This window comes from Psychrobacter sp. 1Y1 (genome assembly GCF_051847395.2).
Taxonomy (GTDB): domain Bacteria; phylum Pseudomonadota; class Gammaproteobacteria; order Pseudomonadales; family Moraxellaceae; genus Psychrobacter.
This window is the reverse complement of record NZ_JBPYDF020000001.1, coordinates 2,487,109-2,510,830: the sequence shown is the minus strand read 5'-3', so window position 1 is coordinate 2,510,830 and position 23,722 is coordinate 2,487,109. Positions and strand designations below refer to the sequence as shown.

Genomic DNA, 23,722 nt, shown 5'->3' with positions numbered 1-23,722 from the left:
ATCATATAGATATGGTTTGCTTATGACATTAATAGGGTCTCATACTGCACAAACAGTTTGGGACCCATGTGTTGAGAGGTTGTACATTGAAAGGTTATACCTTGAATGGTTCTATGATGCTTGCAGGGCACGCTTATCACGCAGACCTGAATAGCGTGTTACCGCCAGTGCCATTAAAGAGATGATAGCACCGATCCAAGCCGTGTCTTGCAGTGACATATTTTCAACCACGCTACCACCGATGATTGAGCCCAGTGCAATACCGATATTGAATGCAGCAATGTTCAATCCAGAAGCGACATCGACGGCATTTGGCGTATATTTTTCAGCTTGCTTAACCACGTAGATTTGTAGACCTGGTACATTACCAAAGGCGAAAGCACCCCATACTAGAATAGTTAGCACTGCGGCAATCTTGGACTGCATAGTAAAGGTGAACAGTAAAAGAATGACACTTAGGGCACTAAATATAATGCTAAGCGCACTAATAGGGCCACGTTTATCTGCAAGTTTTCCGCCCCAGATATTACCAATAGCAACGGACACGCCATATACGAGCATGATGAGCCCAATGGCTGATGGTGCAAATTTGGTTTGCTGCTCTAAGATAGGTGCTAGATAGGTAAATGCCGTAAACGTACCGCCATAACCAAGGATCGTCATGAGATAAACCAGCAGTAACTGTGGTTTTACAATGACTTGTAATTGCTCTTTGAACGTTGCAGGGATAGATTTTTTTAGGTTTTTTGGTACTAATATCGCGCTACCAATTAAAGCGATTAAGCCCAGTGCTGAGACGACCAAAAACGTAGCGCGCCAACCGAAATGCTGTCCAATCCATGTACCAAGGGGGACGCCAGTGACGAGCGCCACAGTGAGTCCGGTAAACATAATGGCAATTGCACTGGCTTCTTTTTCTTTACTGACAAGGCTAGTAGCAATCATGGAACCAATAGAGAAAAACACACCATGTGCCAGACCAGTCAAGATACGGGCAAGTATTAAGGTTTCATAACTGGGTGCTTGCCAAGCCAGCAAGTTACCCATGACAAACAGACCCATTAGGCTCATCAGTACTATTTTACGATTCCAGCGGCCAGAGAGTGCGGTAAGTATAGGGGCACCGATGGCAACACCGACGGCATATAGACTAACGAGCAAACCTGCTGAAGGTAAGCTCACGCCCAGATCGGCGGCAATAGTTGGTACCAATCCAACGATGACAAATTCGGTTGTCCCAATTGCAAATGCGCTTAGAGTAAGCGCCCATAAAGCGAGTGGCATAACGACATCCTAATAATTAAATGATGCGCGTAGTTTGACCGATTTATAGTTTGCAAAAAACAGCACAAATGACAAAATACCTTTGTCAATTTTGTAAAGGTAATCATGATGATGGGACATGCTAAAACAGAAGACATAGAGATATTTTTGACGGTAGTAGACACGGGTAGCTTTACTGGCGCTGCCAACTTACTGAATCAGCAAGTAGCTAAGGTATCTCGTGCGGTGTCCAGACTCGAAGATACGCTGCAATGCACGCTGCTAAATAGAACGACACGGCGCTTGGAGCTGACGGAGGAGGGGCATGTCTTTATAAGATATGCGCGTGAGAGTTTAAATACGTTATATACTGGTGAAGAGGCGATTAAGCTGTTAAAACAAGCACCAAGTGGGCATCTAAGAATTGACGCCGCGAGCCCGTTTGTCTTTCATCAACTGACGCCTTTGGTTGGTGATTTTGTGGCGCAATATCCACACATCACTCTCGACCTTACCTCGCATGACAATATTATTGATTTGCTTGAGCACAAGACGGATCTGGCTATCAGAATTGGCGACTTAAAAGACTCAAATTTGCATGCACGTCTATTAGGTAAAAGTAAGCTGCGGCTAGTAGCCAGTCCTGAATATTTATATCAGCATAATGAAGTAGCTCATATTGATGATTTGAATATTGATGATTTAAGCACTCATAAATTAATTGGCTTTAATGATGCATCAAAACTAAATAGTTGGCCACTAAAAACTCCAGTGAAACTGAATTTTCATATGACTGGTAGTAGCGGCGAGACTCTACGTCAGCTATGTTTAAATCATCAAGGTATTGCTTTATTGTCACATTTTATGATTGGTGAGGATTTGGAGTCTGGACGACTGGTTGAGGTGTTGCCTGAGGCGATAGCCAGACCAAATAACCGTGAAGCCATACAGGCGGTATATTACAAAAATAGTGCCGTATCTTCGCGTATTCTGGCATTTTTAGACTTTATCCAACCAAGACTAACACTATAAATTTTATCCGTTTTCATTCATTTTATAAGAGGTAATATCATGGGTTACGTTTTCATTTATCTCGCTGCTGTGGTTATCTTTTTGGGTGTCGATGCTGTATGGCTGACGACTATGAAAGGCGCCTTTTATGAGTCGCGTATTGGGCATCTATTGGCTGATGAACCGAACATGATGGCGGCTGGCGTGTTTTATATGTTTTATATATTGGCGCTTTGTATTTTGGTTCTATATCCGCAAATCAAAGCTGGCGCATCCGTGGGTCATATCTTCTTACTCGGCGGGCTGATTGGCTTGATGGCTTATGGAACATACGACTTTACCAATTTAGCACTGTATAAGGGCTTTACGCTAGATACAGCGTTGGTAGACTTTGTATGGGGTGGTATTTTGACCGGTTCGGTTAGCGCCATAGTAGCGTGGCTTGCGTATCGCTTTCACTGGTTGAGCTAGCGCTTATGTCTTGGCCTATATAATGCTGTTTAAATAGCCCTAATTTACACAATTTAGACTGTCTAATGACAGAGGGCTGTTTGTGCTATACGGTGACCTGCTGTATAAATGGTAGGCATAATAAATAAGTGTCAAACCATTAAGGAATATTATGCCGCAATACAATACTAGCTCCACTGCTAAAAAAGCCCCATTAAACCATGAGCTATACATGTCAGTACTTATGACGCCTGATATGGCGAATTTCATTGGCAATGTGCATGGTGGGGATTTGCTCAAGATGCTTGATCAGGTCGCCTATGCTTGTGCCAGTCGCTATAGTGGTAATTATGTGGTGACACTGTCTGTCGATCAGGTGATGTTCCGTGAGCCGATATATGTGGGTGAGTTGGTTACTTTTGCAGCCAGTGTCAACTATGTTGGTAACACCTCAATGGAAGTAGGTATCCGCGTCGAAGCAGAAGATGTGCGTGGCCGTACTGTCCGTCATACCAATAGTTGTTACTTTACGATGGTGGCTATCGATGACAATGGTAAACCAACCTCTGCACCGCCACTTGATATCAAAAACAAGATGCAACAGTGTCGAGCGGATGCGGCTAAAGAACGAAAGAAACTGCGTATGGAAAGCTCACATCGTCCTAGTTGTGACTTCGAAGAGGTTAATAAGCAGTTTGGCGAGAACGAAGAAAATGCCGAGGTGGAAAAGTAGCCCAAGGTATTTAGAACTATCTAAAGGTATTTAAAACTATCTGAAATCATCCAAGGGTATCTAGTTTTATTGAATTAATAATTCATACAACGACTCACTAAAAAGACACTGATATTGTAGAGCGCTTATTTTAAGCTGATGTATGTTTCAAGCCATTCATCCATGGCAAAAATTCTACTATCAATACGTTATTTCAGTGAGTCTAGCATGAGTCTAAAGCCATCTATTGCTAATCCGCAGCGCCATTTACCAGCCTCTCCTAAAGCGCAAACACCTCGCGCGCGTGGGGCAGGTAATCCTAAAATTCTAAATGACCCTGAATTAAAATATACCCTTAATCAAAGCCCTGAAACCAATGATGAGCATTCAGGCTCACTGATCACTGTGTTAATTGCAGTCGGGGCCAATCTAGTTATTGCAATCGCAAAAACCGTTGCCGCCTTTATGACAGGCTCAGCCTCCATGATTGCAGAGGCAGCTCACTCATGGGCAGATGCTGGTAATGGTACTTTGCTCATCGTCGCAGAAAAAAAATCTATCAAACCTGCTGACAAAAGCCATCCGTTAGGCTATGGCAAAGAGTCTTATGTTTGGTCTATGATTGCTGCTTTTGGTGTATTTACGGCAGGCTCGATTGTCTCTATCTATACCGGTATCAAAGAATGGAACGCTACTGAGTCTGAAGCTAACTATACGATTGGCTTTATCGTATTGGCAGTGGCGTTTGTGCTCGAAGGAATCTCATTGGTTCAGGCTTACAGACAAAGTAAAAAACATGGTGAAGCGCTCGATATCAGTGCACTTGGCTATGTCGTAGATACATCTAACCCAACGTTGCGCGGTGTATTCTTTGAAGATTTAGCAGCGGTTATCGGTTTGGTGATTGCCGCTGCTGCTATGGGTATGCACGCTTATACGGGCGAACCGTATTGGGATGCATTAGGGTCTATCATTGTTGGTCTACTATTGGGCGTCGTCGCCATATTCTTAATCAGTCGCAACCGAGATTTCTTAGTCGGGCATAGAGTCACTGACCGTATGCACGAATACGTTTTGAGCGAACTGCTAAATCATCCAGATATCGATAGTGTGTCCTATCTACACCTAGAATGGGTCGGCCCAAAAAAGATATTTATGGTGGCGGCAGTAGATATCGCAGGGAATCAAAAAGAAGAACATATCGCTCAGAAGTTTGAAGAGATTGAAAATTTATTCAGAGGTAACCCAGTCTTTCAAGAGGCTATCTTGACGCTGTCAGAACCTAACGCTGAGCTACTAAGTTTAAAGAATATTTAATCTGGGGTTTGATGAATTGAATATGTAATATGTATGTTTTATCGAATGCTTCTAAGTATTCTTTTTAAATTAACAAAACACCAAACAAAAAAAAGCCGTCAATCATGACGGCTTTTTTTTATGACTCTAGTACTTAGTAATTATTTAACTTAAACGATACTATTTTTTCGGCGCGTTTGCGCCGATGAACCATGCATCTTTATCGATGATACGGCTAGCTTCTGTAAATAAGTCAGCGGTGTCTTCATCACCTGCATCGCCAGCAGTAGCAATCGCTTCACGCAATGTCTCGGCTACTTTCTTGTAGCGGCTTGTTAGCTCACGAACATGCTGATCTACTTCAGTGATGTCGGTTGGGTAGTCATCTAGGATAGACTCTTTGACTACGCGACTTGCCAAACCGTTTGGTTGGCCGCCCAGGATCACAATACGCTCTGCGATAGTATCTGATACTTCAAGGATACGATCTGATGTCTCATCTAGTAATTGATGCACACCGATAAAGCCAGTGCCTTGTAGATTCCAATGGCACTGTTTGCCATCTAAGGTTAAGTCGATAACATTTGCTAGGTTAGCGTTTAGCAAATCAATCATTTTTTTCGCAGTTTCGTCTGAAATACCACTTGCGTAACGTTCTCTCATATTTTACTCCGTCATTTATTTAAAATTATTATATTGAATGAAAGTTCAATGTATTTTTATTGGTTTTCTATTCGATGACAATTAAGTTAAAGCTAACAATATGAATTGCTATAAAGCTATCCATTCATTAGTACTGATCACTAGTACTTGAAAGTCATCAACTTGTTAATTCAAGAATGATAATAACAGCTTAACTCAGTGTTGGAACCCTTGAGTGTTAGGCTTTGTTGAGTGGTCGTGTAACGAGTTTGTTAACCATGAAAAGCTTTGTAAATTTATCGAATACTGTGTGCGTTTTTTATAACGATGTAAGTTTTATCCGCTAATATTAAGCATTAACTTTTGATAAATCGTACATTTATATACTCACTTTTTGGTCAGCGAGAGAGCGTTTCGACTATAGGATAAGACTTCTTATTTTCCTTTAAAAACCGCTGCTCAGACCCCATATTGTTATAAACCTTAAGAAGAAGAAAGCCATTATGCGAATGCCTGAACCGCGCTCATCGCGTCAGTTAAATCAATTGGCCACTCAGCTCCAAGGCGAAGCTGAAATTAGTGGTGTTAATGCGTCAGGGACGCAAATATCAAGTCGTGCCTTTGAGATGGTTACTGATTTTGAGCCAGCAGGTGACCAGCCACAAGCTATCAAAAAGTTAGTCAACGGTATCAATTCGGACATGGACGAACAGTTGCTACTAGGTGTGACTGGTTCTGGTAAGACCTATACCATGGCAAAGGTCATCGCTGAAACTCAGCGTCCAACCATTATTATGGCGCACAACAAAACGCTAGCCGCTCAACTATATGGCGAGTTCAAATCGTTCTTTCCTAATAATGCGGTCGAATATTTTGTCAGCTATTATGATTATTATCAGCCAGAAGCGTATGTCGCTGCTAGTGATACCTTTATCGAAAAAGACAGCGCCATCAATGATCATATTGATCAGATGCGCCTGTCAGCCACGCGTGCTTTATTAGAGCGTCGTGATGCGATTATTGTCGCTTCGGTATCTTGTATCTATGGTTTGGGTGATCCAGAAAGCTATCTAAAAATGCTACTGCATGTCGTTGTGGGCGATAACATTGACCGTACGGCAACCATCAAGCGTTTGGTTGAGATGCAGTACACGCGTAATGAGCTAGATTTTGGTCGTGGTACGTATCGCTTGCGTGGAGAGCTGTTAGATATCTATCCTGCTGAGTCTGAGCAGCTAGCCGTACGCGTGCATTTATTTGACAACGAAGTCGAGAAAATCACGTGGTTTGATCCTTTAACGGGTAAGACGGTGCGCAGCGTGCCACGTATTACCATTTATCCAAAGTCGCACTATGTGACGCCGCGCAATAAGTTAGAAGCTGCTAGCCATACGATTCGTGCTGAGCTAGAGCCGCGTTTAGAGTATTTCCGTGACAACAACAAGCTGATTGAAGCACAGCGTCTCAAAGAGCGTACACAGTATGACTTGGAGATGATTCAGCAGCTTGGTTACTGTAATGGTATCGAAAACTACTCACAGCATCTCTCTGGCCGTCCATCAGGGGAAGCGCCGCCGACGTTGTTTGATTATATTCCAGAAGATGCCTTACTATTCCTTGATGAGTCGCATGTGACGGTTTCGCAGATTGGCGCGATGTATAAAGGCGATAGATCACGCAAAGAAAACTTGGTCAATTATGGTTTTAGATTGCCAAGTGCGATGAATAACCGCCCGATGAAGTTTGAAGAATGGGAACGTATCAAGCCCAAAACCATTTATGTCAGTGCCACGCCAGCATTGTATGAGCTCGAGCATAGCGAGCAAGTCGTAGAGCAAGTTGTCCGTCCGACGGGTCTGATTGATCCTGAGATTGAGATACGTCCTGTCTTGACGCAAGTTGATGATGTACTATCCGAGATTACCAAACGCCGTGAAAAGGACGAGCGTGTACTGATTACCACGTTGACCAAGCGCATGTCGGAAGATCTGACCAGTTACCTTAAAGAGTACGACGTAAAGGTCGCTTATCTACATTCGGACATTGATACTGTCGAGCGTATGCAGATTATCCATGAGCTCCGTACTGGCGTGCATGATGTGCTGGTCGGTATCAACTTATTACGCGAGGGCTTGGACATGCCTGAGGTATCTTTGGTAGCGATATTTGATGCTGATAAAGAAGGCTTCTTGCGTTCAGAGCGTTCGCTTATTCAGACGATTGGTCGTGCAGCGCGTCACTTAAACGGTAAAGCCATTCTCTATGCTGATCGTATTACACCAAGTATGCAAAAGGCGATAGATGAGACGGATCGTCGCCGTGATAAGCAGATTGCCTTTAACCTTGAGCATAACATCACGCCAAAAGGTGCTCGCCGTAGTATCACGGACAAGATTGATACGGGCGAAAGCTTGGATGCCAATGACAATCAAGCTATCCCAGTTAAGAGTAACTTGCCAGATGTCGATATCAATATCTTGCGTAGCCCCGATCTGCTTGCCAAAGAAATCAAACGTCTAGAGAAGCAAATGCAGCAAATGTCGCGTGATTTGAAGTTTGAAGAAGCAGCAAAAACGCGTGATAAAGTGCTGGAGCTAAAAGCACATTTAATCTGATAACTTGGGTCGAATATTGAAGCTAAAAAGAGGCTAAACAATAGCGAAGGTGAGGTGCTTTTTAAGTACCTCACTTTTTTATGGTTTATTCAATATCGGAACGTACAGAATACTTGTAATACAACGCATTGCCACTTACCATATCCGCATAAATCTCACCATCCATATAACATTTCAAAAATTTAGGTCATAAGCGAATAAGCCGAGTACGTGTAATGTTCTTGGTAGGCTAGGCTTACTGTTTTTATAGATCACATTATAAACATAGACTGAATTTTTGGAATGGACATAATCTAGGCGTATTATTCACTGTGCTTACCAACAACTTAATAGAATTAAACTCTAACGAAAATTCACTCGGCATGTCAGATGCTGCCAAACAAGCCGTTATCGACTCTTTAGACATCAGCTTTCGCTATCCCGATGACCAACGTGCGGCGCTGATTACCAAAGTTGCTGAGATAAATGATGTGACAGAGAGTCAAATTTCTCTAGGCAGTGGCTCTAGTGAAAATATTCGTACTGTCGTCCAAATGCTACAAAATCAAGCATTAGTAGCAGGAAAAAAATTCCAAGTTATCGTGCCGCATCCAACCTTTGCCTATGCTGAATTATATGCGACGTCCATCGATGTGCCTGTGGTAAAAGTACCGCTGACCACTGAAAATTACGCCTTTGACTTGCAAAGTATGCAAAAAGTCGCTGATGACTTTGACGGTATTAGCTTGTTTTATCTGTGCAATCCAAACAACCCAACGTCGACTATTACTGACACAGTAAAGCTCAAAGAATGGGTAGGAAATGCAACAAGTAACCATTACTTTTTATTAGATGAAGCTTATTCAGAGTATGTGACTGATCCAAGTTTTGAGAGTGGTGTTGCATGGATACGAAAGGAGTACTCAGAAAATGTCATTGTGGTGCGTACTTTCTCAAAACTATGCGCACTTGCGGGCATGCGTGTCGGCTATGCAGTTGCTAGCCCGCAAATGATTGCTAGATTAGAAGCATTCATCTCGATTGATAATACTAACTTATCAGGCGCTGTAGCTGCATTAGCAACTCTAGATGATGAAGATTTTCTAGCATTGAGCTTACGTACAGCCAATCAATCACGTCAACTGGTTGAGCAAACATTAGATGAGCTTGGTTTACGCTATTTGCCATCACAGGCAAGCTTTATATTTCATGAGATACAAGGCGATGTGCAAGCCTATATCGATAGAATGCGTGAGCATGGTATTGCGGTCGGGCGTGAATTTGCGCCAATCACTGGCTTTAATCGCTTAACACTTGGCAGACCTGATGAGATGGCGGTATTTGTAGGGGTACTCAAATCATTTCGTGAAAAGGGTTGGGTCTAGCTAAATTAGTTAATGTAGTTCAATAATATAAAAAGGAAGTTGCTTATTGGCAGCTTCCTTTTTTGCTGAATCTATTTTTCTGGTTCTGTTTCGTTGGATCTATATCCCATTCAAAATCAATCGCACATTTTTACCAACATCAAACGCAGTTTTACATATCGCACCTTAACTAATCTAACGCTATCTTATAGGATAACTGAGTAAAGCATGACCCGTTAATCACGCAGATGAATACTGGGTAACAGTCACAGCGCTCGGCATGCTCACGTATCTTATAATTATAAAGTTAGGGATGTACCTATGTTCGATATCAAATCATTTTTTAAACGAGAAGTAGAAAAAAAGCTTATCAATGTAGATGACTATATTTTTATGCCAGAACGCGTAGAGATGGAAATTGAAGGTGGACTTTTAAATTGTGTGTTGAATAGTGATGGTCGCGTAGATATTTTTTATAGTAAAGACGGTGTCACTGAGGTGGGTTCGGCGTCGCGTAAGCACCCATTTACAGCATTTGAAAAAGAGCTATATCATGGTATTTATGATGACGTGATTAATGATTTAATTAAGGAAGTAGATAAAATTATTGATAGCACCTCGAAGTATTTTCGTCGTAGCCAATCGTTGCCTTTTACTGCTTCTATAACGTCTCAACCATCTGACACAAATAAATTTTAGGCTAATTAATTGAAATAAAATTCAATCTTTACTAATCTAAGCTTATGGTTCTTATATTTCGTCTAACTATCTGAGGTAGCCGGTACTTTGACGTTATTAATAGGTCGGGATTGACTTGCCTCAACTAAATGATTTGCCTTATTTCGAGTTACTAATCCTTTGGCAAAATATATACTAGCATTACGTTTCTTTAGAGTGTTTGTATAATGCCACTCACACTGGAAAGCCTTTTCAGTAATGTCTAATAACATGTAACCATGTTCAGTATGATTATTGAACTTTTGGTGAGGATTTATATCTTGTCCAGCAAGTTCATTAGATCTAAAAGAGGTCATAGATGGGCAAACAAATTCTACGGCTATCGATCCATTGCCACTGTCTGGATCATAACTTGAAATATCGAAAGGATTTTTACAAATATCGAAAGCAAGTGAAGCATGGATATCACCGCTCAAGAATATAATGTTATCTAGAATGTTATCTTCGATAAAGTCCAGTAAACGGTTTCGTGCACTAGAATAACCATCCCATGAATCACTTGAAAACTTTCCCGACTTTCTCTTAAATGGTGCTACAATTACTTGTTGACCAAGTATATGCCAAGTAGCACTACGGCTCTTACCTTTCATTAGTTTTTGATATAACCAATTTTCTTGCTCTATTCCAAGTAATTGTCGTTTAGGCTTGTTAGTATGAGTCAGGTTTTGTTTCTGACGACCAAATATACGCGTATCTAACATACTCAAATCAAATAATTTGCCAAATTCGAAATTTCTATAGATTCGTAGCTGACTATCAAGTGAGTTAGTATTATCGTCTCGAATAGGCATCCATTCATGATAAGCCTGAACCGCAGCCATTTTACGTTCTAGGTAATTTTTTGAAATAGATTTACTATTTTTATCACCGTTTTTCCATACATTGTCTGCTATTTCGTGATCGTCCCAAACGGTTATAAAAGGGCGTTGGCGATGACATTCCTGAAGATCGGTATCAGTACGGTAACAAGCATAACGTTGGCGATAATCTTTTAAACTAAAAATTTCGTTTTTAGGGTATATAGGACGCTCTTCTGTTAATGATTGATCACGATAGACACCTTCTGCGTGCTCATAAATATAATCGCCTAAATGTAAGACCGCTGATATATCTGCTTGTTTAGCAATATTAGCATAGCCGTTGAAATAACCGAAACCGTAATTAGAGCAAGAAACTACGGCTAAACGTACACGTCCTACCTGACTTGATGACAATTCTGAATGCGGCAATGTACGTGTACGGCCAACAGGGGAAATGTAACCTAATGCTTGAAATTTATAGTAATATGTCCTATTAGGTTTAGGAAGGTGCGGATCAACTTTAATTGTAAAATCTGACTCTGAAGTAGCTAATGCTTTTCCTTTGGCAACAATATTTTCGAAATTTTGGTCTGTCGCAACAATATATTCAACGAAAATACTGGTGTTATTAGTATTGCTTTCATGAGTAACCCGTGTCCACAATATAACTCTATCTGCTAGAGGATCACCGCTTGCGACACCATGTACAAAAATAGATGTACTTTGATGATTTGAATCAGTAAAACTTGATTTGGAAGCTTTGAGCTGGGTTAATAGTGTACCAGCCATGGTTAATTGGCCACTAATTTTTATAAACTCGCGCCTTCTCATCATTGGTCCTTAATCGAATAAATAAATAAGTCAGTCAGGTGTATTCATATCTTGATTATATGGCCTAGCTATACTATCAGAAATAGTTCAACCTATGCGTTATATAAGATATATCATCTTAACCTTCGATTTATTGAACAAAGCTTGTATAGCAGCTCTGTAGAGATTTGGCGACGACTTGTGCGACTAACTGAGTACGGTACTGAGAGTCAATCGCGGCATTGCCCAGCTCAACAATCGTCACTTGCTGTGGTGCTTGCTCACTGACACAGCCACAAACATTGGTTTTAACAGATTCTTGCTGTGCTTCTGTCATGGCGACGCTTGCAACACGCCACGCGTTTTGTTTTTCAATTTGGCTACGGCATTGGTTGTCGATCGCAGCTCTGAAAACATTCATACCGATCTCATTTGCGGTACCGATTGCTGTACCTGTACCGTTGTTTGTCGCACCTGTTGTGGTACATCCCGCCAAGGCAAAAGTCGCTAGCATAATCGTTGAAGCCAAGATTTTTTTCATAAGTTATTCCTTTAAGGTGTCTGTCATAAATAAAGCTGTATATTATCAGTAAAACCTAGCAATGACATCATTAACCACAAGCGCATTTTATTTTGCAGCTCTATAACCTATCTGTATAAACCACAAAAAAGCCAGCTAAGTAATCACTTAACTGGCTTGATATAGACTAGGCTATTCGGCTTATTTACACATTTTTGCCATGTTCTTTTTGCTGAATATCTTTTGCCAATTTATAGCATTCATTGATATGATCATTAGCAATTTTCTTAAAAATCGTATAGCCCATCGTTGCAGCAACCAATTGACCGCCAAGTGGGATAAACTTGGTCACTTGTTTGGCAGCGATACGACCACCGAAACCTTGAATGGTTTTTTTGACAATGCCACGTGTTGCCATTAGACCAGCGAAATCTACCGTACGATCTTTTACTGCGCTCCAGTGCACTTCGCGAGATTCCAAGTTAATGGCTGATTGACGGTCTTCAATGAGACCGAAACGCTCACTAATTTCTGGAATCAACTGCGTCAACATCCCCGCGTCAACTGCCACATCAAAAAATGGTACTGGCACAACCGCTACACCAGCAGAAACTCTAGCGCGTCTTTTTACCATTCCCTGACATTCTTTTTTAACTTTATCAAGGTCTAGGTTAGGGTCGATAGTATTTGGAAGTTTTTCAGCAAGTGGCGTGGTTTTCATAAAGTGTCCTTATAAATAATTAAAATATAAATGATAAAAAGTTCAATAGATAACAAATCCTTCAGTTGCTTACTATTTTATGGATTTATGCGTGGCTTACAATCATTGCTTTGTAGCAAAATGAATGAAATTACTCACACTGTGCACCTTTTTTGTAAGTGATTAAATGAAGGTGGTTTGTATAAGCTATAAAAATGGCAGTCTGAATTATCACTAATATATGGGCATCATTCATCAGGTTGCACAATGCCTAATGATATACAAAGGTAGTATAAATTGTCATTGTGAGCCTCTACTAAAGCCAGTAGAATACCCTCATGCTAAATTTAACCCCCCGTTATACTAGCACTCGCATCGACGAGTTGCCCGCCGCGCTGCAACCATTTGCCGCTCAATCATTCACGCTTGCCCGTCTGTATGCAGGGCGAGGTATCACTGCGCCTGATGAGCTGGAGACTAGCCTATCAGGTCTATTGCCTGCTGAGGCCCTACACGGTGTCACAGAAGCCGTGCGCTTATTAGATATGGCCATTGATGAGCATCAGCGTATCTTGATCGTTGGTGACTTTGACTGTGATGGTGCCACCAGTACAGCCTTAATGATGCGCGCGCTCACAAAGATGGGTGCGGTCGTTGATTTCCTAGTACCAGATCGTTTTAAGTACGGTTATGGCCTGACGCCAGAGATTGTCGAGTTAGGTATTGAGACTTTTCAGCCAGACGTGATAGTGACGGTTGATAATGGTATCTCAAGTCATGAGGGTGTAGCGCGTGCCCAAGCTGATGGCATCACAGTGATTATCACTGACCACCATCTCACGACCAAAGAGACGCCACCTGCCGAAGCGGTAGTCAATCCCAATCAGCTAGGTTGTGACTTTGCTAGTAAGGCATTGGTCGGAGTTGGAGTCGCGTTTTATGTGCTCGGACGATTAGCAAAGCTACGCCGCGAAGCTGGCAAGTCTACGGTACAGGTGAGCCAATATTTAGATTTGGTCGCACTTGGGACGATTGCAGACGTTGGGGTACTGGATAAAAACAACCGTATCTTGGTACATCATGGATTATCAGCTATTCGTCAAGGCCGCTGCTGTATGGGGATATTGGCATTGCTTGAGCAAGCGGGCCGTGATCCCAAGCAGCTTCATGCACAGGATTTCGGTTTTGTATTAGGCCCACGTATCAATGCTGCTGGGCGTATGGATAATATGCGAATTGGTATCGAGTGCTTATTGACTGAAGACTGGAGTACTGCACAACGTTTGGCACAAGAGCTTGAGCAGCTGAATCGTACGCGTCGTCGTGTAGAGGGCGAGATGCGTACGCAAGCCGATAGTATCGTACAAGCATTGGCTAATAAAGATGATAGCGACGAGAGTGTGAGTGGCGATATCAAGGATAATGATAATACTAGTAACGATGACACAATTACTCAAGCGCTTGTTACTCAGAATGTGGCTACTCAAGCTGTCTCTACTGCTAAAGCCAGCAATGCAGGCGCGCGTAGTATTATCCTGTATCAAGATGACTGGCATCAAGGAGTCATTGGCATTGTCGCTGGTCGCTTAAAAGAAAGCCATTATTTACCCAGTATCGTATTTGCACCAGCAGATACTGAACAAACCGATGAAGATAGTGCCATTAAAGGCTCTGCACGTTCTATCGCTGGCGTACATATCCGTGATGCGATTGAACAAGTTGCTGAGCGTTATCCAGACTTAATCAGTCATTTCGGCGGGCATGCGATGGCAGCAGGCCTGACCCTCAAGCGCCGTAACTTTGAGGCATTTGTCACCGCTTTTAATGAAGTGATGGCTCAGATGGATGATGAGGTATTTGCAGAGCAAAAATTCACCGATGGACCTTTGCAAGCGAGTGACTTTAGCTTATGGTTTGCTGAGCATTTAGCCGATGCCAGTATCTGGGGTCATGGGTTTGCGCCACCGATATTTGACGGTGTGTTTGAGGTATTGAGCTTTAAGATTTTAAAAGACAAACATCTTAAGTTATCGCTGCGTTATCCAGACGTTCAATATCCGATAGAGGCAATTTGCTTTAACTTCGATAATGAGGCGTGGGATTACCGTGCTAAGCAAGTCCATTTGTTATTTCAGCTAGACATCAATGAATGGAATGGCAAACAAAGCTTACAGCTGATGGTCAAGGATTTGGCTGTGGTAGAGCAAGGGTAAAGCGACAATGTCAAACCGATAATACTAAACGCGCTCAAATATGGGCGCGTTGGTATTTTTGAAATGAAGACACGCTCTAGTATCAGTATTTCCACTCTAGTGTAGGGAACTGCCAATCGTAACGAATGGCCAGCATACGCAAAGTAAAAATCGTACTCATCGTAGAGATGTCAGCTACCCAATCTGTCACGCCTAAATTCTTTAGAGCAAAGTACAGAACCCCACCCGTCAACGCTGCCGTAATATAAATCTCTTGCTGCAGTACCAATGGAATCTCATTGCAAATCATATCGCGAATGATGCCACCAACTACGATGGTAATCACACCTAACAATAGCGCTACAGGTACATTGGCACCCATACTATCAGCGACTTTGATACCGATCAGCGTAAATGCTGATAGACCAATGGTGTCAGATAGTTTGAGGAATTTATCCACTCGTCTGGAGTTTGGATGAAAAAATATCTGCATCGCTAAGGATGAAATCGTAATAAGGGTCAGATAGCTCATATCTACCATCCAAAATAACGGATGGCGATCGAGAATGACATCACGTACCGTGCCGCCGCCGATAGCAGTGACAATAGATACGAGCAGACAGCCGAAGACATCGAAGTTTTTGTGCTTAGCAAGTATCGTTCCTGAGACGCTACAGGCGATGATGCCAATCATATCGAAGAAATATATCAAAGAGCGCGGGTCAAAAGTAGTGATCAGTACGGTAGGGTCCAATACGATAGCCAACATGGGCAGTTCTCACTATTTTCAATTATTGTCAGTCAAACAAAGGCTATCTCAGCAGAGTCTTGCTCAATTAATCAGTTTACGAGCCGAATAGAAGGCAGATGCCAGTCGAATCTGAGCGCGAGCATACGTACTGCAAAGATCACAAACAGCATAATAAATTCGTTGAGACTGGCACCGACTTCGAAATACTGTAAGCATAAATAAGTCACAGACCCTGCGATACTGGCAGTAATATAAATCTCACGCTGTAGTACCAGCGGAATCTCATTACAAATGATATCACGTAGCAAACCACCAATAATGGCGGTCCAGACGCCCATCATAATAGCAATAAGGGGAGACATGTCTAGGGTCAAGGCTACCTTAAAACCAATGACACTAAAAGCGGCCAAACCAATGGCATCAAAGAGCTTTAACGCATTATCAATCTTATGATAAAGGTGAAAGAATATTTGTAAAATAAGGGAGGTCACCGTGATAACGATCACGTAATTAAGATCAGTCATCCAAAATAGAGGATGACGGTCGAGAGCCATATCACGTAATGTACCACCGCCGATGGCATTGACCATCGCTACCAAGATACAACCAGCAATATCAAAGCCTTTATGCTGCGCAAGTAAAGTCCCTGCAATCGCGCAGGCAACAATGCCAACCATGTCCAATAAATATAATAGAATATCAGGAAAAATCAAAGCATTACCCATGGTTATAGTGCCAAATCGAGATCATCAAAGTGATAGGTGTTTTTTAGGCGATTATTCAATGCATGACTTTAACGAAATAGGCGTAGTGTTGTAGTGCCATTTAACCGTCTTTTGCAAAGAATATCAGCCCTACAATAATCAGCCCTATACCGACCAGTCCCATCGCCGAAGGTATGGCGTTATCTAACAATAATATACCCCCAATCAAAGCAAAGATAACTTCACTGGCTTGGGTTGAGTCAACGCCTGCAACCTCGCTTGAAGTAACAGCTTGCTCGCGCGCATACAAAAATATAGTGGTCGCTGCCACGCCTGCTAATAGAGCAACGAGCAACGTATTGATTATTTGTGAGGCGTGGGGCTGGTCAGGGCGCACTATAATGCCCAAAAACAGCCAAAATGGCAAACACCCAAGAGTCATTAGCCACACTTTGTTAAAGGCATTTTGCAGTAGCGTGGTTTCGATAGAAGGAATACGAGCAATTAGATTTTGTAGGGATGAGGTTGCCGCAGTGTTGTTACTTTGAAGTACGCTATCAATATCGGTGGCATCATATGTCGTAGCGGGCAAATCATAAGCTTCGGATATGAGCGGTTCACTCTGCTCACTGATATCAATACCAACACTGATGCTAGCTCGTTGAACGTTTAAATCTGCTGCCTTCTGTAATTCAGTATTGCGCTGGCGGGCATTATGAGAAGCCTGCCAAACCAGCTGGTTGCCAATTGGGTAGCTAAAAGCAGCGATAAGAGCAGGTAGCGCACCGTAAAGCAGCATGTCAGACATGGGGACGGTGTCGGTTATAGAAGCAGCATGCAGACCTTCACTGATATTGACGAGCGCCACACCGATAAAGACAATGACAGCATATACGATGAATTTTTTGTCAAAACGTTGACCAAATGCCAATAGCACAAGCAAACTGGTGACGACGGTAAACATAAAGGTAGCTGCTACTACCCATCCCGCAACATGATCTGCGGCATAGCAAATACCAGTATAAAACAGTCCAAACCCAATACTGCCAGTAATGCACCAAAAGCCCCAATGCTGAAGAAAAATTCTCATTAGCGCTTTAACACGACCAAAGCCATGTTGTATCGCAATAATGACGGTAATAATTAACAGCATAAAGACATAGCGTAGACTCGCTGACCAAAACCAATGTCCACCTGCGCTACTCATAAGCTCATTTAAGATAAATGTCGAGCTAAAAAACGCACCTGCTAGCAAGCCCAATAAAATGAGTTTGATCATACCGCTACCTTATCCATGGCACTCAACGTGTTCACACTTTCTGTTTGTTACTTGCTGATAGTTACTTGCCTTTGGCATCTGCCCAAATGATTTTGTGCAATTGCAGCTGAAAGCGAACTGGCAAGGCATCAGCCAACATCCATTCTGCCAGCTCGCGCGCCAATATAGGTACTTCAGGGCTGAGTTGTTCATCGACATCATCTGCGACGTTAAACATTGGAGAGAACCACACCGTGCCGACCAGTTCGTTTAGCTTATACTCGGTCAATTTAGCTTTTGCCCAGTCGTAATCTGTACGATTCATAATGACAAACTTGATTTGATCGTGCTGAGTGAGATGGTCGAGGTTTGACCATAGATTTTTATCGACCTCACCTGAGCTTGGTGTTTTGAGATCCATTACCTTACTGACTGCTGTTGGCACATTTTCTACCGTGAGCGCGCCTGCGGTCTCAAGGGATATCTCATACCCATCGCTCAACAAACGTTTCATCAATTCAATGGCATTTGGCTGTGCTAATGGTTCACCACCAGTCAGACAGATGCGCTTGCACGGATAACCTTTGATGGTTTCTATGATGGTTTCTAATGATTGACGTTCGCCGCCAGTAAAAGCATATTCGGTATCACAATAGACGCAGCGCAGCGGACAGCCTGTTAGACGTACAAATATCGTCGGCAAGCCTGAAGTGATTGCCTCACCTTGTAAGGAATAAAAAATCTCAGTCAGACGCAACCCTGCTTCAGGGTCAGTGACAGGGATAGCGGCGGTGCGTAATGATGATTCACTCATAATATTTCAAATACAGTTAAAGGTCGATAAGGCGATGAAGCGCTTATCAATCGTAATAAAAAGGCAGGGGATGGTACGAATGATTTTGTGTTTGTATAGAGACAAACTAAAAGAGGATTATAACGTAACGCGTTATATTAAGCTGCAAAAAAGATGCTGGAGTCATCCCCCAGCATCTTCATATAAAACAATATTATGTACCAAATAATGGTACGTGCCAAATATTTAGGCTAGGCGTAATAGCTCGTTTACTGATGTTTTTGCACGAGTTTGCGCGTCAACTTTTTTCACGATGATGGCAGCGTACAAGCTGTGCGTGCCATCTTCTGACGGTAAGCTACCTGGTACGACAACAGAACCTGCTGGTACACGGCCACGATGAATCTCGCCAGTCTCGCGATCATAGATGCGCGTTGATTGACCGATATAGACACCCATAGAGATGACAGCGCCTTCTTCAACGATAACGCCTTCAACGATTTCAGAGCGCGCACCGATGAAGCAGTTGTCTTCGATGATAGTAGGGTTGGCTTGCAAAGGCTCTAATACGCCACCGATACCAACGCCGCCTGACAGATGCACGTTTTTACCGATTTGAGCACATGAACCAACAGTCGCCCATGTATCAACCATCGCGCCTTGATCGACATAGGCACCGATGTTGACGTATGACGGCATCAATACTGCACCTGCTGCGATGAATGAACCTCTACGCGCGACAGCTGGTGGTACAACGCGTACGCCTGCTTCTTTAAACTGTGCTTCGGTCCAGTTAGCAAATTTAGTCGGTACTTTGTCATAGAACTGTACGTGTTCGCCAGCGGCTTGGACGTAGTTGTCGTTTAGACGGAAAGACAATAGTACGGCTTTTTTGGCCCACTGATTGACAACCCATTCGCCATCTTTCTTTTCTGCTACGCGCAGGCTACCGTTATCTAGTTGCTCAAGTACTTGATTGATAGCATCGCGCACGTCTTGTGGCATATTAGCTGGGCTGTATTCGTTACGGTTTTCAAAGGCTTGTTCGATGGTTTGTTGTAATGACATAAAGGTTCCTAAAATGAATGAAAGGGAGGGTGATCTTAATGTTATGGTTAAAGACTTATATGACCCAGCCTAAAGAAAATTCAAGGTATGGCTTGGTCCAAAAACTTGCTTGCCGTATTGTCGCTAATTTGACCACTTTTAGCAAACGCGTTGAGGGTCTTATTGTGACAATATTGAAGGAGTTGTTTTCAGATATCTTCTCAAAACAACTCATTCATCATGATTTAATCGTCTGTCGTGTTGGTCTCTATCCACTCTAAAATATCTTGATAAACGGTCTGTTTATCTTTTTCGTGTAGCACTTCATGGCGCATATTAGGATACAGCTGAATATCAACATGACTGAAATGACGCTTGTCCAAACGCGTGACAACCCTACGTATACCGCGACCCATTTCACCAATCGGATCATCTTCACCGCTAATAAACAGCATCGGGAAGTTTTTGGCAATAGTGGTAGCCCAGTTTTTATTCAGCCCAGTATCCATAAGCGTAAACAATGTCATAAAACCATTATTGGTAAAGTCAAAACCAGTCTTAGGATCGGCTTCATAGGCTTCAATGTTTGCAGTATTTTCACTGAGCCACGCAAACTGTGAGGACGAATTGCGATCAGATAGTTGGCTGTTCAGGACTTTATTCATTACCTTGGCAAAAACTGTATTCGGTTGTCTTGGGGCGACTCTGGCCAGTAGCTTGTTAATAGGTAGTAAAACCTTGGCCAGTGGGTTGGCGTCTGCGGAACCCATTAGGATAGCACCTGTGAAATTATGCGCATGATGCTTGAGTACATTGCGCACGATAAACGACCCCATCGAGTGACCCATCACAAAATGCGGGACGTCTGGATGACGGTCTTTTAGGCTATCGGCCATGACTATCACGTCTTTCAAAAGTGACTGTACCGGATGCTCTTCACCGAAAAACCCAAGATCGGCCTCAGTCTTGATCGTCTGTCCATGACCCAAATGATCGTAAGTCGCCACAGCGATACCATTGTCTGCCAAAAACTGTGCAAAATCGCTATAGCGACCGCTGTGCTCTGCCATGCCATGCACAATCAGTAAAGTTGCGCTAATCTCGACGTCTTTGCTACTTGGTTCAAAAAAGTCATGGTGCAAGTAGTGAATATTGTCAGAAGACAAAATGTGATCGTTACTGGTATCGATACTGGTACTCATGTAATGTTCCTTGATTACTTATAATTTTCATTAACGGTTTTGACGATGTTTCTCAAATAATGGGTCAAGCAACGCAATTTATCATGCGGCTCTTATACTGTCCTATTGTACTGGGCGATGATAAATAATTTCACCTTATTTTATGATTTTAATTCAGTTATACAAAATATCGCTCTAACAATAACGGTTGATGCAGTGACTATCGCTGAGTCTGTATAAGCTACATGAGCCATTTACGCTCTTACTGTTCGCCCGCAACAGACTGGTCTTATTTATATGATACTTTTAAATGAGTTTTTAAAGTCATTTATATCAATCAACATTCCATCAAATATTAACAGCAACTAACCGCCAACCGCTTTGATAAAATCATCTATGACAAAATTTTTACCGAAAAAGACACTACTATTGGCAGGCGCAGGTCATGCTCATATTGGCATGTTGCGCCAACTTAGCGCAGCGCGTTTAAAAGACGCTGATACTATAGAGGCGAACATTCACTTAATTAGTGAGCAACCGCAAACCATCTATTCTGGCATGTTACCGGGTTGGATGGCAGGGCATTATCAATTGCATAATATCAGTATCGATGTCAAATCGCTTTGTGTGCGAGCAGGCGTGCACTTTATCCAGCAGTCGCTTGTACAAGTAAACGCAGCGTCAAACAAGGTGGTTACGACTGGTGATGAACAAACGAATTTTGATTACGATGTGTTGTCTTTAAATACGGGGGCAGATACAGACATGCGTTGGCTATGTGGCCACAATGGCTGCAACGAGCATAAAAGCGATAGTGATGATAGAAATGTTGGCGCTGTTAATACCTATGCTAATACTGACGTGATTGCCATACGACCGTTATCAACATTTATCATTCAATGGCAGCAGATTCTAAAGGCCGCTCAGCAGTCTGAAAAGTATCAATTGGCTATTATTGGGGCAGGTGCTGCGGCAATAGAATTGGTGATGGCAGCTCAAGTCGCGCTACGGAATATCAATCGTAATCATCAAGTGACATTAGTATGCGGTGAGAACCTATTGTCAGGGTTTAACTCAGGCTTTCGACAGCGGGTCATTAAGCAGTTACATCGTCATGACATTACGATAATTCGAGAACGAGCGACCGATTATCGTGATGGTAAATTATCGACCACCCATAAATCATTGCCCATAAATGCTGTCATCGCTGCGACTGGCGTCATAGGGTCGGCATGGACAGCTTCTACGGATTTGGATATAGAAGGTGATGGGTTTGTCGCGGTAAACGATAAGCAACAGAGCGTCTCTCATCCTAATGTGTTTGCGGTTGGTGATGTGGCGACACGAATCGATAAATACGTGGCGCACTCGGGGGTTCACTCGGTGCATGGTGGTGCTGTCGAAGCTGATAACTTATTGGCCTATCTGGGTAACAACGTAATGAAGAGCTATCAGCCAAAGTCGCGCACGCTATATCTGCTGTCTTGCGGTGATAAATACGCCATTGGTAGTTGGGGTAATGTAAACCTACAAGGTCGCTGGGTATGGCGTCTCAAGAAGTATATCGATAAGCAATTCATCGAAGCTGATAAGAACTAACGAAGGTTAATGCTCATTTGGAATAAACCATAAAATCCATATGATTAGTTGTCAATGCTTATTGATAATCAGGTATGATTGATTAGATAAACCGTAAAGTGAGCAATCAGGTTTTACGTTGTAAATCTTATAAATAAACAGTAAAAGCAATGCGCTATCTGTGTTTTCTAATCTTTAATGTCACGTTGCTATCCTTTTTTAGTTGTACTGCTAACAGGATTTTAGACCACCATGAAATCAACTATCGAGCTACTTGAGCATACGGATTTTCCAGCGATAAAACGACGTCAATTGACGATATTGCAAGTCAATATGGGCTACTTATGCAATATGTCTTGCGTACATTGTCATGTGGCTGCCAGCCCTTATCGTACTGAAATGATGTCACGTGAGTTGGTTGAGCTGATACCAGAGGTATTACAAGCAAAAAACATCGATACGCTTGATTTGACGGGCGGTGCGCCTGAAATGCATGAGGATTTTAAGTATTTGGTCAAGGCCGCTCGGGCATTAGGTGTCAAAGTAATAGACCGCTGTAACCTGACTATTCTGATGGAAGAGGGTTATGAGGATATGGCGCAGTTTTTAGCAGATAACCAAGTGGAAGTGGTGGCATCTTTGCCTTGTTATTCCTTAGAAAACGTAGACAAACAGCGCGGCAAAGGTGCGTTTGACGACAGTATATTGGGGTTGCAAAAACTCAATCAGTTGGGCTATGGCAAGCCTGACTCAAATTTAACATTAAACTTGGTCTACAACCCGCAAGGCGCGACGCTGCCGCCCAATCAACAGCAGCTTGAAGCCGACTATAAGCGTGAGTTAAAAGCGCACTTTGATATTGATTTTAATCATCTATTTGCCCTAACCAATATGCCGATTCAGCGTTTTGGGGCGGTGCTGTTGGCAAAAAACCAGTTCCACCCGTATATGGATTTGCTCAAAGCTAATTATATGGCTGCCAATTTGGCCGAGGTCATGTGCCGTTCGACCATTAGTGTCAATTGGTTGGGTGAGCTGTTTGATTGTGATTTCAATCAGCAGTTAGAGATACCTGTACCAAATAAAACACGGCGACACCTAAGTGATTTGTTAACGCAAAACCCCTCTGGTGATGACATTGCCATTGCTGACCACTGCTATGGTTGTACAGCAGGACAGGGCAGTAGTTGTGGCGGCGCGTTAGAAGAAGAGGCAGTAGAGCCAGTGCTAGCAGACACGCCTTAGCCGTTCTAATGTAAGTGCTTTGAATATAAGCACTTTAAACATAGGTGCTTTTAGCATACATAAAAATTTAGAT

At 42.6% G+C, this 23,722-nt stretch carries 21 protein-coding genes; 10 read left to right on the top strand and 11 right to left on the bottom strand.

The features are described from left to right. Positions 1–111: 111 nt before the first annotated feature. The gene (locus ACS8FA_RS24430) at positions 112–1,284 is read right to left on the bottom strand and encodes an MFS transporter (protein WP_439264748.1); all 1,173 of its coding nucleotides are present in this window, start codon (positions 1,282–1,284) and stop codon (positions 112–114) included. Between the two features lie 105 nt (positions 1,285–1,389). Between ACS8FA_RS24430 and ACS8FA_RS24425 the strand changes: the two genes are divergently transcribed. The 4 genes from ACS8FA_RS24425 (at position 1,390) to ACS8FA_RS24410 (ending at position 4,753) form a co-directional block, all read left to right on the top strand. After that, positions 1,390–2,295 (top strand): LysR substrate-binding domain-containing protein, encoded by a 906-nt coding sequence (locus ACS8FA_RS24425; protein ID WP_520925331.1) that lies wholly within the window; start codon positions 1,390–1,392, stop codon positions 2,293–2,295. A 39-nt stretch (positions 2,296–2,334) separates the two neighbouring features. Beyond that, the gene (locus ACS8FA_RS24420) at positions 2,335–2,745 is read left to right on the top strand and encodes a DUF2177 family protein (protein ID WP_057760908.1); all 411 of its coding nucleotides are present in this window, start codon (positions 2,335–2,337) and stop codon (positions 2,743–2,745) included. A gap of 151 nt (positions 2,746–2,896) precedes the next feature. Next, a complete protein-coding gene (locus ACS8FA_RS24415) occupies positions 2,897–3,457 on the top strand; it encodes an acyl-CoA thioesterase (protein WP_439264753.1) in 561 nt (186 codons plus the stop codon). 207 nt (positions 3,458–3,664) lie between these two features. Continuing rightward, positions 3,665–4,753 carry a cation diffusion facilitator family transporter gene (locus ACS8FA_RS24410; protein ID WP_439264755.1) on the top strand — a complete coding sequence of 363 codons (1,089 nt, stop codon included), beginning with the start codon at positions 3,665–3,667 and terminating at the stop codon, positions 4,751–4,753. Between the two features lie 159 nt (positions 4,754–4,912). Here the strand turns inward: ACS8FA_RS24410 and dps are convergent, their stop codons facing one another. Next, positions 4,913–5,395 carry a DNA starvation/stationary phase protection protein Dps gene (gene dps / locus ACS8FA_RS24405; protein ID WP_114700342.1) on the bottom strand — a complete coding sequence of 161 codons (483 nt, stop codon included), beginning with the start codon at positions 5,393–5,395 and terminating at the stop codon, positions 4,913–4,915. Between the two features lie 482 nt (positions 5,396–5,877). On the opposite strand from dps, the gene uvrB reads away from it, so the two are divergent. From uvrB to ACS8FA_RS24390, 3 genes are all read left to right on the top strand, one after another. Further along, positions 5,878–7,989: an excinuclease ABC subunit UvrB gene (uvrB, locus tag ACS8FA_RS24400; RefSeq protein WP_101206411.1), complete on the top strand. Its 2,112-nt coding sequence runs from the start codon at positions 5,878–5,880 to the stop codon at positions 7,987–7,989. A gap of 311 nt (positions 7,990–8,300) precedes the next feature. Continuing rightward, on the top strand, positions 8,301–9,353 hold the full coding sequence (locus ACS8FA_RS24395) for a pyridoxal phosphate-dependent aminotransferase (RefSeq protein ID WP_439264758.1): 1,053 nt from the start codon (positions 8,301–8,303) through the stop codon (positions 9,351–9,353). Positions 9,354–9,653: 300 nt separating this feature from the next. Next, positions 9,654–10,031, top strand: a complete 378-nt coding sequence (locus ACS8FA_RS24390) for a hypothetical protein (protein WP_057760896.1) — start codon at positions 9,654–9,656, stop codon at positions 10,029–10,031. Between the two features lie 62 nt (positions 10,032–10,093). Here the strand turns inward: ACS8FA_RS24390 and ACS8FA_RS24385 are convergent, their stop codons facing one another. The 3 genes from ACS8FA_RS24385 to ACS8FA_RS24375 all read right to left on the bottom strand — a co-directional run bounded on the left by ACS8FA_RS24385 (position 10,094) and on the right by ACS8FA_RS24375 (position 12,921). After that, positions 10,094–11,659 carry an alkaline phosphatase D family protein gene (locus ACS8FA_RS24385; protein ID WP_439264760.1) on the bottom strand — a complete coding sequence of 522 codons (1,566 nt, stop codon included), beginning with the start codon at positions 11,657–11,659 and terminating at the stop codon, positions 10,094–10,096. Between the two features lie 172 nt (positions 11,660–11,831). Continuing rightward, a complete protein-coding gene (locus ACS8FA_RS24380; protein ID WP_201569851.1) occupies positions 11,832–12,221 on the bottom strand; it encodes a hypothetical protein in 390 nt (129 codons plus the stop codon). Positions 12,222–12,405: 184 nt separating this feature from the next. Continuing rightward, positions 12,406–12,921 (bottom strand): hypothetical protein, encoded by a 516-nt coding sequence (locus ACS8FA_RS24375; protein ID WP_057760892.1) that lies wholly within the window; start codon positions 12,919–12,921, stop codon positions 12,406–12,408. A 317-nt stretch (positions 12,922–13,238) separates the two neighbouring features. On the opposite strand from ACS8FA_RS24375, the gene recJ reads away from it, so the two are divergent. After that, positions 13,239–15,113: a single-stranded-DNA-specific exonuclease RecJ gene (gene recJ / locus ACS8FA_RS24370; protein ID WP_439264763.1), complete on the top strand. Its 1,875-nt coding sequence runs from the start codon at positions 13,239–13,241 to the stop codon at positions 15,111–15,113. Positions 15,114–15,195: 82 nt separating this feature from the next. Here recJ and ACS8FA_RS24365 read toward each other — a convergent pair whose 3' ends face one another. The 6 genes from ACS8FA_RS24365 to ACS8FA_RS24340 form a co-directional block, all read right to left on the bottom strand. Further along, positions 15,196–15,861, bottom strand: coding sequence for a trimeric intracellular cation channel family protein (locus tag ACS8FA_RS24365; RefSeq protein ID WP_057760888.1), 666 nt, complete (start codon positions 15,859–15,861; stop codon positions 15,196–15,198). A gap of 71 nt (positions 15,862–15,932) precedes the next feature. After that, positions 15,933–16,568 carry a trimeric intracellular cation channel family protein gene (locus tag ACS8FA_RS24360; protein WP_439264765.1) on the bottom strand — a complete coding sequence of 212 codons (636 nt, stop codon included), beginning with the start codon at positions 16,566–16,568 and terminating at the stop codon, positions 15,933–15,935. Between the two features lie 100 nt (positions 16,569–16,668). After that, positions 16,669–17,826, bottom strand: coding sequence for a multidrug resistance efflux transporter family protein (locus tag ACS8FA_RS24355; RefSeq protein ID WP_439264767.1), 1,158 nt, complete (start codon positions 17,824–17,826; stop codon positions 16,669–16,671). A 61-nt stretch (positions 17,827–17,887) separates the two neighbouring features. Continuing rightward, the gene (queE, locus tag ACS8FA_RS24350) at positions 17,888–18,619 is read right to left on the bottom strand and encodes a 7-carboxy-7-deazaguanine synthase QueE (RefSeq protein WP_439264769.1); all 732 of its coding nucleotides are present in this window, start codon (positions 18,617–18,619) and stop codon (positions 17,888–17,890) included. A gap of 225 nt (positions 18,620–18,844) precedes the next feature. Beyond that, entirely contained in the window at positions 18,845–19,666 is an 822-nt protein-coding gene (dapD, locus tag ACS8FA_RS24345; protein WP_057760881.1) for a 2,3,4,5-tetrahydropyridine-2,6-dicarboxylate N-succinyltransferase, read from the bottom strand. 224 nt (positions 19,667–19,890) lie between these two features. Next, the gene (locus ACS8FA_RS24340) at positions 19,891–20,847 is read right to left on the bottom strand and encodes an alpha/beta fold hydrolase (protein WP_439264771.1); all 957 of its coding nucleotides are present in this window, start codon (positions 20,845–20,847) and stop codon (positions 19,891–19,893) included. A 375-nt stretch (positions 20,848–21,222) separates the two neighbouring features. Here ACS8FA_RS24340 and ACS8FA_RS24335 point away from each other — a divergent pair, with 375 nt between their 5' ends. Both ACS8FA_RS24335 and arsS read left to right on the top strand, forming a co-directional pair. Beyond that, complete coding sequence (locus tag ACS8FA_RS24335) at positions 21,223–22,425, top strand: FAD-dependent oxidoreductase (RefSeq protein WP_439264773.1); 1,203 nt, start codon at positions 21,223–21,225, stop codon at positions 22,423–22,425. Between the two features lie 231 nt (positions 22,426–22,656). Then, positions 22,657–23,649 (top strand): arsenosugar biosynthesis radical SAM (seleno)protein ArsS, encoded by a 993-nt coding sequence (gene arsS, locus ACS8FA_RS24330; RefSeq protein ID WP_439264775.1) that lies wholly within the window; start codon positions 22,657–22,659, stop codon positions 23,647–23,649. Positions 23,650–23,722: the final 73 nt, after the last annotated feature.

Excerpts from the sequence above, each read along its gene's own strand:
- ACS8FA_RS24430 (WP_439264748.1), bottom strand. The coding sequence starts at position 1,284 with ATGCCACTCGCTTTATGGGCGCTTACTCTAAGCGCATTTGCAATTGGG.
- ACS8FA_RS24425 (WP_520925331.1), top strand. The coding sequence starts at position 1,390 with ATGATGATGGGACATGCTAAAACAGAAGACATAGAGATATTTTTGACG.
- ACS8FA_RS24420 (WP_057760908.1), top strand. The coding sequence starts at position 2,335 with ATGGGTTACGTTTTCATTTATCTCGCTGCTGTGGTTATCTTTTTGGGT.
- ACS8FA_RS24415 (WP_439264753.1), top strand. The coding sequence starts at position 2,897 with ATGCCGCAATACAATACTAGCTCCACTGCTAAAAAAGCCCCATTAAAC.
- ACS8FA_RS24410 (WP_439264755.1), top strand. The coding sequence starts at position 3,665 with ATGAGTCTAAAGCCATCTATTGCTAATCCGCAGCGCCATTTACCAGCC.
- dps (WP_114700342.1), bottom strand. The coding sequence starts at position 5,395 with ATGAGAGAACGTTACGCAAGTGGTATTTCAGACGAAACTGCGAAAAAA.
- uvrB (WP_101206411.1), top strand. The coding sequence starts at position 5,878 with ATGCGAATGCCTGAACCGCGCTCATCGCGTCAGTTAAATCAATTGGCC.
- ACS8FA_RS24390 (WP_057760896.1), top strand. The coding sequence starts at position 9,654 with ATGTTCGATATCAAATCATTTTTTAAACGAGAAGTAGAAAAAAAGCTT.
- ACS8FA_RS24385 (WP_439264760.1), bottom strand. The coding sequence starts at position 11,659 with ATGGCTGGTACACTATTAACCCAGCTCAAAGCTTCCAAATCAAGTTTT.
- ACS8FA_RS24380 (WP_201569851.1), bottom strand. The coding sequence starts at position 12,221 with ATGAAAAAAATCTTGGCTTCAACGATTATGCTAGCGACTTTTGCCTTG.
- ACS8FA_RS24375 (WP_057760892.1), bottom strand. The coding sequence starts at position 12,921 with ATGAAAACCACGCCACTTGCTGAAAAACTTCCAAATACTATCGACCCT.
- recJ (WP_439264763.1), top strand. The coding sequence starts at position 13,239 with ATGCTAAATTTAACCCCCCGTTATACTAGCACTCGCATCGACGAGTTG.
- ACS8FA_RS24365 (WP_057760888.1), bottom strand. The coding sequence starts at position 15,861 with ATGTTGGCTATCGTATTGGACCCTACCGTACTGATCACTACTTTTGAC.
- ACS8FA_RS24360 (WP_439264765.1), bottom strand. The coding sequence starts at position 16,568 with ATGGGTAATGCTTTGATTTTTCCTGATATTCTATTATATTTATTGGAC.
- ACS8FA_RS24355 (WP_439264767.1), bottom strand. The coding sequence starts at position 17,826 with ATGATCAAACTCATTTTATTGGGCTTGCTAGCAGGTGCGTTTTTTAGC.
- queE (WP_439264769.1), bottom strand. The coding sequence starts at position 18,619 with ATGAGTGAATCATCATTACGCACCGCCGCTATCCCTGTCACTGACCCT.
- dapD (WP_057760881.1), bottom strand. The coding sequence starts at position 19,666 with ATGTCATTACAACAAACCATCGAACAAGCCTTTGAAAACCGTAACGAA.
- ACS8FA_RS24340 (WP_439264771.1), bottom strand. The coding sequence starts at position 20,847 with ATGAGTACCAGTATCGATACCAGTAACGATCACATTTTGTCTTCTGAC.
- ACS8FA_RS24335 (WP_439264773.1), top strand. The coding sequence starts at position 21,223 with ATGACAAAATTTTTACCGAAAAAGACACTACTATTGGCAGGCGCAGGT.
- arsS (WP_439264775.1), top strand. The coding sequence starts at position 22,657 with ATGAAATCAACTATCGAGCTACTTGAGCATACGGATTTTCCAGCGATA.